We start from the raw sequence: 6,981 nt of genomic DNA, 5'->3' as shown, positions 1-6,981 counted from the left end.
AGCTTAACACTGTATAAAATAGACTGTGCTTTGTGTCTTATTATTATAAAATTGGATTTCTTCATAACCATTGGCTACTTTAGTCTTTTTTAAATTTCTACCATGAATACTAAACAAATGCACATAACCTAAATGAACTTTCTTAATTAAGTTATTATTTAAAGGTTCTTCCTCCCAGTTTTTTAATGAAAATATTAAGTTTTATGATGTTATTTTTAGTGAGTGCTCCTATTTGTTTTTGTGGTGGGGTGAATTTATTTTTCTTTCTTTTATAGCGATATTGATGGTTCTGAGTGGCTAGAGAACGCTATCGGTCTTAGGTCTGTAGTACTGATTGATTACAATTCATCACGCTGAAGGGCCTACAGTCATTCCATTTTGGTTTCGTCCATAGCGAAATTGAAAATCCATGTTCTTTCAGTATTCGTGCAACGTTGGCTGCTACAACCACAGAGAAGCAAACAGTACAGGGCGTAGTTGAGTATGCTAGTAGAACAAGAGGTGGCTCGGTAAATGACGAAGTGCGAGTTGATTATGTTGATGCAGACACGACCTGCTGAGTTGGTTGTCGGTGATGCAGCTTACTTCACTGCGATGGTAAAGTGTCTCTGTTCTATATAACGGATCGTGATATTCATACTGGTGGTCACACTGTTAGTTTTAGCCGAGTGAACCTCTATTAATGTAAGCAGCCCCTGTGGCTCTGTTGCAGGGGCTTTTCTTATCTTGAGTACTTAATTGATGTTAGAAATCGGCTTCAAAGGTTAGTTTTACAATGTCGAAATAGGTTTTGCCCGCTTCGCCATGCTCCTTTATCCCATTTAGAGTGAAGTCTATGTAACCAGGGTATTCATAAGTGCTTCCGGTAAATTCAGTACCTTCAATATAGGCAGGGATATCGTGGCGTAATTCAAAAGTCTTACCTTGCTCGGGAAATCTGGCTTTGGTGCTCAATTCCATTTGGGTACTGGAAAATTTACAACTGCCCTCTGGTGTGGCGGCATTCGAGTTACCACATTGCATTGTGATGCTATAACGTTCGTTGCTCTGGGCTCGAAAGCGCACTTCGCCGGTGAGAATATCGTCATCCTGATAGGGCGGTGACAATGATACTGAGCTATGGGGCATGTTTATCTTGAAAACATGGCCAATTACCAGGCTTAGATTGGGGATGAAGGGCGAGGTTTTAGTTCCGTTGTTAGTGTGCGACGTCATTTCAATTTCACTGCTTTTGAATTGGTAGCCGCCACGTGTAGAGTAGATCCCTGGCTTGACAGAGTCTGGATTAAGCAGCTCGAAGGCGAGGGTGTAATAAATTGAAACGGTATAATTTAAATGGTGATCTATTATTACCGTCCCTTCTGTACCTAAGCTTTTCTCTCCGAATAAATTTTGGCGATGTACGCTACTAGCGCATGTATTTCCTGCCACGTATCCTGCGCCTCCAAAATTTTTCCCCGCTGTTTTATGCGTGCCCAAAGGGCTCACTTTTATTTGTGCTGTGCCGTTACCGTTTCTTTCATATAAGGTGATGTAGGCTGGTTGATCGACGGTTGCTCTATAACCCCAGGACGCGCTGCCCATTACAGAGCCTGATACCTTATATTTTTTTGCATAGGCATTGTTTTCGCCACATAAAGGCGAGCCAGCACCTACTTGTGGGAACAGGTAGCTCCCAGTGGTCTCAGGCGTGTAATGCAGTAGCCCGACAGGTAGGGTGAACTGTGCCGCTTGTATGAGACCAGACCAGAGAGCAAAATAGCAGGCGCTAGCCAAAAATATAATCGATCTAGTCATTTTTAACTGACCCACTTTAAATTTCCTCACCTTTAATTGACTCATTATGAATTTATCCATCTTGGCAACCAACCTTACCTAAATACACGAACTCTTGGCTGTTACTGGCCGTGAGGTTATCATCAAGATCGACGGTACACATTGAACGGCCTTCACCATCGAGTAGCTCTATCACTGGATACTGCCGAGATACCGTTAGCTGGAAATACTCTTCGTTGTTGAGACCCTGTACATCAACCGTTGATTCGTGATTGCTTATTGTGACTTTAGATTCGTGATTGTTAAGCGTGACGCTGTTACCGTTAAAGTCATCGAAGTCGATATAGCCTGCAGCCTCGAAAGTTTGTCTTGGGTTAATGTTCAAGAACGCAAAGTTACCCTTGTACAACACGTAGGCGTGGCTATAGTCATCAATGACCGCGTTCGATGAGTTGATGTACATGCTGCTTTCGGAGAAGCTAGGCATGGCCACTAAGGTATTACTTTCTTTGAGTTTTACCGAGGTTCCACCACTGACATCGGCACGTACTTCGATATTGCTATCTGGTTGGGTATCCATTTTAATGATTACACCAGAGTTGGCACTGTTACGGTCAAAGGCATATTGAGTACCCGAGAAATACACGTTACCGCTAGCCCGGCCATATTGGTTACTGTTGTAGGTTCCTTGCTGTGCATCACGGTATACATATCCACCGAGATAGGCATTGGTGCTGTCGAACTTGAAATTGGCATCAGCACCGACACGTGCAAATGCTTCACCTCCGCCAGCGTTGAACGTTAGGTGGTTCAACTTGCTCTCTTTCGTCCCTTGCTTTGCGAGGATGACTTCGCCATAGGATGATTCGCGTTGACCGGTATAAGTGAAGTTGGTACTCAGTGAATAGTCACGGTTTGGCCCGAGTTCGAAGTTGAGTGATAAGGTCGCCAGAAGATCATCGGTAGACGATGTACCCAGTGATGTACTCAGCTTAGCCAAAACCCCGAACAGGTGAACGCTGTTTTGGTTTTCGATATTAAGCTCAGCGTAATCCTCACGGTAATAGGGTGTGTTCACCTTCGATGAGTGGGCATTAAGCATAAATAGATTTGAGTATTGGCTGTTTGGCATCAATGAGACATTGAAAAAATACGATCGACTTTCAGTATTGAGCAACTCACTAAAGCGGTAGCTGAGATTGCTGTTTATCATTTTCCCCAGCAACATACCGGTGTAGTTAGTCTGTAGATTCACGCCCCAATCTTTTGACTGGGTATTGAATTCAGCCGACAGTTCAACTCCTAAAGGAAAAGCGGGTTGATAGCCGATGGTTGACTGTAAATATTGTGCACTGCCGATGCTCAATACTGACAATGAGCTGGTTGTGAAATTGCTTATTTTTGACTGGTAGGAAAAGCCCGCTGTCAGATCGTCGTAATCGCCGTCCAGCACATCTGTTTTTTTTGGGGCCGTATTCATCATACCTAATGCGAGAGTAAATCCATTATCAGTTAACGAGTTACTTACCGTGTCTGTGATCGATTCTAGCTCTTCTCCACTGAGTGACTTTCGTTCGATAGATACGTCATACACGCCGATCGGAAAATCAGTCACTGGGATTTGTGCCATACCCGCGCTAGCACGGCTAATATAGAGTAAGCGCCCGTCCCGATAGACTTCAATCATACCGGTAAACGGCATGAATACCTGCAGAGGCAAGCCTGTACCTTGCTGCTTATTCTTGAACGTTTCGCTGGTCGATGAGTACCAGCCACCTAACATGTTGCGACTTGGGATCACCCCGATACTCGAGTTGAATAGGCCGTTCTGTCCCGATGGTTTGAAGCCCAGCTCGTGTTTTTCCCCAGTGAAGGTACGCGAGCCTAATAGTCTACCAACACTTACCGAGTTGTTACCGTTGTGACGGTCGAAAATCGGTTCGGCTTCTAGTAAGTATTCCCCATACGAGACTTGGCTGGTTAGCGACAAAGAGCCATTGGAGTCGTCACTTTCGGTAAAGTTAGCGCTATACCTCACACTGCCACTAACAGTATCCATTGAGCTTTGGCTGATGTGTTTTCTTTCCTGCTCACCCGTCTCACGATCAGTATTGATACCAAATTGCTTGTTCAGTGCCACTACCGAGTTATCATCCGGCTGCAGGTAGACTAGCAGTACCTTGTCTTCGTACTTTTCATGCAATGTGAAACTCATTGTTTTACAGATGGCTGGGTTAGCAACGAGGTTGCTTATCAGTTCGCTTGATACGCAATAATATGTAGTCTCGAGTTCGAACTCGTCATTGCCCGATCGGTAGCGTTTTTCACCATTCTCAGATAAAACAATGTCACCATTATCAATTGTTTTATCTAAATACAGCAGTTCGGTCGGGGTTGCCTCGCGGCTCAGTAAACCCTCGAAGCCTGCCGGAGTTAAAAAGTTAAAGTCGGTAGGTGAATTAATTGCGCCATTCTGCGCAGCAATAGCTTGACTGCATTGCAGGGCAGCCAAGACTATGAATGTTTTTTTTATTATCTGAGTCATAGGCTTAATTAACTTAGCGGTTGGTGATAGTTTTCTTTCCAACACTTGGCTCGAGCAAATTACATTCCCATGTTAATTTGCTGTCTCCCTTTATCATTGATTTTAAATCAATGCTTCGTTTGGGTGGAAGACGAAATTCGGTATATACTTTGCAGTCGTTACCCCTGCAGATATTACAGTTTTGCAGCAGTGTTATACTGTCTCCGCTATTGGTAAGCTTGGTGTTATTGATATCAAGCTGATACATCGGGTTTGATTTTATAACGGTGGCAAATGAGGTTGAAGAAATAGAAAAAAATAGAGCAGCTTTATTCTCATCATTACTTTCATCGCCGGTATACTCAACTTCTGTAATTGGATAAAATCGAATTTTATAATTTCGATCCTCATCCAATACTTTTCCGGAATATATCGCCCTTACATTGGTTCGACCATTAGGCGGAATGGCCATTTTTTCTGGCAGAACTATCAAATTATCATTTTTTAATTTTCCATCTATTTCAATGAGTTTTTCGTTACCTGTTCCTATACTATCTGGCTCAATATAATAAACGCTGACTTTTACAAACCTTGGGCTGTTTTTATCGGTATTGGTGACCTGTATTAGTGATGAAGAGCTTGATCCATCAGATTTTAATATGCTGACCTTGTTTGGTACGGATATCTGCATGACACTAGCAGATGTTGGTACGCTGAATATAATAATGAATGGTAATAATGTACGAAGGAGAAAGTTAGGAGTTATCATGATTTATCCAAGCGAAAATATGGGGTGTATCACACCCCATATTCGAAAGTAAGTTTAACTAGTCTTTGGATGTTCTTTGAATTGATGTTAGAAGTTATCTTCAAGCACCATATTAACTACGCCAGCATACAGCCCTGTCTGGGTGTATGAACCGGGTTTTGGGCCGACTTCTAAATTGAAGATGTGGGTTTGTTGATCGGGATCTTCCGCCCCAGTTGTGTTATTGACGATTCCCGTTAGAGTTGGGCCTAATTCTCTCTCATTTAGCTTTACGAGAAGAGGCACTTTATTATTGCCACTAACCAAAGCGGCCTCTTGGTTAAGTTGAGCCGAAAGGCCTTTTGATGTTGATGCCTCTAGTTGAATGGTATATGTCAGGAAAGTATTATTGTCTGCATCATACGGTAATTCGATGTCTGTAGGCCAAGCACCATAGCTTGGTGCAACCGTAAATGTTGCCGAGGGAATTGTCGCATTGACGTTGATGACTTTATTAATCTTGTCACCAGCTGCTGCGTGGGCTGTACCAGTTGAAATTAATGCAGATAAAATTAGTGATGAAAGAACAGATGTTTTTTTATTAAGCATGAAACTTACCTTTTTATTTTGTCAGTTTAATATAAAGTTGATTCTATATATTCTATATATTGAAGATAGTTAAGTTTTATTAGTTGATGTTAATTTAGATTAATGGTTCATGTAAATGTCATTTATAAAGGTTTTTATTTTTTTCTGTTGGATAAACTTCAACAATGTCGCTAAGTACAAAACCAATCCTTGGTACTGTGATGATTATATTTCCATCAGTGATTTTTTTAACTTTCTTCCTTAAGGTACAAACAAGTTGGTTTAAATTTGTTGTGGTTGGAATAACCCCTCTTCCTCGCCATACTTCATTTTCTATTTGTGCTCTCTCAACACTTTTTCCTGCATGAGAACATAGTAACTTAAACATTTCTGCTTCAGTTGTGGTTAATTTTATTTTGTCATCATTCGTGTTTCTTTTTATAACTCTTTCTATCGGAAAAAAAACGCACTCTATGCTTTCACCAATATTTATCTCATATATTGAACTCATGATTTAGTCCATTTGCTGTTCGGTTGTAGACTATGGTCGTGTTGTTTTTGTTGTTAACTCTTTCTTGGTTTTTATACTAATCACCTAAACTTTTTATGCCAATAAGAATGGTTATTTTATAAGGTTCATTATCACAAAAAATGGGTTCAAGGTTATACTAGCGGAAAAAACCAGAGTAAATACTCTGGTTTTTGTTACTGTTTTAGCAGATGTATTAAATTGTAAAGTCGATACCTAGTTTCAGTGCTTTGACTGGCTTTGGTGCGCCACTCCAGCTCTGTGCATAAACTATTACCGACTCTTTCGTACGATAATTACCGGCAGGTAGATCTGGATTGTCTGCTGCATTTACTGTTGCTTTAAATGCGCCGTAGCCATTTTGGACCCCATCGTTCATTCGTATGTTTCTGCCTCGAAAGTTTTTATTCCCGCGTATTTTGGCGGTGAATGCTTCGCCCTTATCGTTTACGACTTTTACATCAAAGAACGAGGTGCCGGCTGTACCGTTCCAAACCGAACGGTCTGGGCTCGAGGCATCGGCATGCACCACATTGTCTTGTGGCGGTACGTAGAAGAACACACTTTTCTGGCTTGGCTGTGATAGCGCATAGTTTTCCGACCAGCTACCCAGTTCAATGCTGTCTTGCTCAATATTGAAGTCAAGGTTAACGTCAAGCTGGATCTTCGATACCGGATCTGGTGCGCCGCTCCAGCTCATGCCGTATATCGTAACAGGTTGTTTGGCGGTGTAGGTACCTTTGGGTAAATGCATGTTATCGGCATAACTAAAGGTAGAATAAAAAGAGCCGTGACCGTTCTGTACGCCATCATTCA

6 protein-coding genes are annotated in these 6,981 nt (G+C 41.9%); all 6 read right to left on the bottom strand.

All coding sequences use genetic code 11. The features are described 5' to 3' along the window. Positions 1 to 744: 744 nt before the first annotated feature. Positions 745 to 1,842: a hypothetical protein gene (locus tag L4D09_RS28250; RefSeq protein WP_428460873.1), complete on the bottom strand. Its 1,098-nt coding sequence runs from the start codon at positions 1,840 to 1,842 to the stop codon at positions 745 to 747. A 7-nt stretch (positions 1,843 to 1,849) separates the two neighbouring features. Further along, positions 1,850 to 4,321, bottom strand: coding sequence for a TcfC E-set like domain-containing protein (locus L4D09_RS28245; protein ID WP_428460872.1), 2,472 nt, complete (start codon positions 4,319 to 4,321; stop codon positions 1,850 to 1,852). A 13-nt stretch (positions 4,322 to 4,334) separates the two neighbouring features. Continuing rightward, positions 4,335 to 5,069, bottom strand: coding sequence for a hypothetical protein (locus L4D09_RS28240; protein ID WP_428460871.1), 735 nt, complete (start codon positions 5,067 to 5,069; stop codon positions 4,335 to 4,337). 87 nt (positions 5,070 to 5,156) lie between these two features. After that, positions 5,157 to 5,657 (bottom strand): CS1 type fimbrial major subunit, encoded by a 501-nt coding sequence (locus tag L4D09_RS28235; RefSeq protein WP_428460870.1) that lies wholly within the window; start codon positions 5,655 to 5,657, stop codon positions 5,157 to 5,159. Positions 5,658 to 5,775: 118 nt separating this feature from the next. Next, the gene (locus tag L4D09_RS28230) at positions 5,776 to 6,147 is read right to left on the bottom strand and encodes a winged helix-turn-helix domain-containing protein (protein ID WP_428460869.1); all 372 of its coding nucleotides are present in this window, start codon (positions 6,145 to 6,147) and stop codon (positions 5,776 to 5,778) included. Positions 6,148 to 6,361: 214 nt separating this feature from the next. Then, a partial coding sequence (locus L4D09_RS28225; protein ID WP_428460868.1) for a hypothetical protein occupies positions 6,362 to 6,981 on the bottom strand: 620 nt, incomplete at its 5' end.

Origin of the sequence: Photobacterium makurazakiensis, from assembly GCF_050336715.1 — a bacterium.
GTDB lineage: Bacteria > Pseudomonadota > Gammaproteobacteria > Enterobacterales > Vibrionaceae > Photobacterium > Photobacterium makurazakiensis.
This window is presented reverse-complemented; position numbering and strand designations above follow the sequence as displayed.

Coding starts and splice junctions, on each gene's coding strand:
- L4D09_RS28250 (WP_428460873.1), bottom strand. CDS start 1,842: ATGAGTCAATTAAAGGTGAGGAAATTTAAAGTGGGTCAGTTAAAAATG.
- L4D09_RS28230 (WP_428460869.1), bottom strand. CDS start 6,147: ATGAGTTCAATATATGAGATAAATATTGGTGAAAGCATAGAGTGCGTT.
- L4D09_RS28245 (WP_428460872.1), bottom strand. CDS start 4,321: ATGACTCAGATAATAAAAAAAACATTCATAGTCTTGGCTGCCCTGCAA.
- L4D09_RS28235 (WP_428460870.1), bottom strand. CDS start 5,657: ATGCTTAATAAAAAAACATCTGTTCTTTCATCACTAATTTTATCTGCA.
- L4D09_RS28240 (WP_428460871.1), bottom strand. CDS start 5,069: ATGATAACTCCTAACTTTCTCCTTCGTACATTATTACCATTCATTATT.